The organism is Ruegeria alba (assembly GCF_022321465.1).
GTDB classification, from domain to species: Bacteria; Pseudomonadota; Alphaproteobacteria; order Rhodobacterales; family Rhodobacteraceae; genus Ruegeria_B; species Ruegeria_B alba.
The window spans coordinates 1-1,269 of record NZ_JAKOEM010000067.1 but is presented as its reverse complement, the minus strand read 5'-3'; the positions used below and the strand labels follow the sequence as shown (position 1 = coordinate 1,269).

The following is a 1,269-nucleotide window of genomic DNA, read 5'->3' as shown; positions in this document are numbered from 1 at the left end:
CAGATGTCGTTGCGCAAGGCCGGCGGTACACTGCCGGCAAGTTCATCGACCAGCGCCCGCACCGCTGCCATGGCCGCAGTGATCTTGGCGCCCGACATCGATGTGCTGGTATCCACGGCAATGTAGAGCGCGGTGCCGCGCAGCCCGGAGAGATCGGCACTCTCCTGCAGCAGGAACCGCGCGGTGACAAAGCCGAGATCCGCATGCCGGCGTTCGATTTCCAGCGGGGACAGCAGACGAGCCCGCCGCGCCGGTGCGATCACCGGGTGGGTGAGAGCGACACCGGCTGCGGATGTCAGGTCAATCCCATCCGGATGTACCGCGGCAACCGAAAGCAGATGCGCCTCCCCGCCATTGCTGGCGGCAACGGCAAAGCCCGGCGCGCGGTAATCGGTGTAGCGCGCCGCGATGCTCAGGCTGGTCTCTCCCAATGTGATATCTCCACCGCCACGGCCCGCCATGTGCCAGAGCGGAACGATCCAGTCGCCCGTCAGGCCCCGGCGGGCCAGCGCCACAGCTTGCGCCAACGCCGGACCATCCAGCCTATGCCGAAGGGTCAGCACCTCGCGCGGAGTATCTCTGAGTGAAAGCCGCTGTTCGCCGGCCTCGCTCTGTAACACATCCGTGCGCCAGTCCAGGACTTCGGTCGCCGGGCCATGCGCGGCAAAGGGCCAGAGGAGATCAGCCATCAAAAGCCCCTCTGTTGCGGCGGATCACGTTGAGGATGGCGCGTTCCCCGGCGGGCGTGGCGAGATAGTCCCCCACCAGCCCGGGATCGAGCACGTTGATGATCCGGGGCGTGATCTGCGGGGCGGGTTGCGTTGTCCCCGCTTCCACCCCGAGCCTTCCACCCGGTCCCCGGCGCAGGGGCAGGATGGCCTCCGGCCCGGCCTCGCCCATGAGGCCAATGCCGCGGGCGAAAGGAAACACCGTCGGGCGATCCACGATGCCGCCACCCAGAACTCCACCGCGAGCAAAGGCCGTGATCTCGCCTGAGTGCGCAAAGACACCGCCCTTGGCAAAGCCGCCACCGAAGAGCCCACCGATGGCCTTGGTGATCCAGCCAAAGAGACCGCCCCCGCCGCCACTGGCCGCCCCGCCACCGGAGAAGGCGCGGAAGAGCGCGTCTTCGATCGGCTTGAAGGCCGAGTCGATCAGGCGGTTGGCAAGGTTCCGGGCAATGCCGGACACCGCCTGGGCAAAGCTGCGCCAGCTGAGTTCGCCGGACTTGAGCGCCTCCTTCAGCGGGCCGGTGATATCCTCGGCCAG

Annotated in this window: 2 protein-coding genes; both read right to left on the bottom strand. The window is 67.6% G+C overall.

Translation table 11 applies throughout. The annotated features are described in order from the left end of the window. On the bottom strand, positions 1-689 hold a 689-nt coding region (locus MB818_RS21880), incomplete at its 3' end, for a hypothetical protein (RefSeq protein WP_238906554.1). Then, positions 682-1,269 (bottom strand): phage tail tape measure protein (locus tag MB818_RS21875; RefSeq protein WP_369426352.1); only part of this gene is annotated, 588 nt, incomplete at its 5' end. The genes MB818_RS21880 and MB818_RS21875, both read right to left, overlap by 8 nt.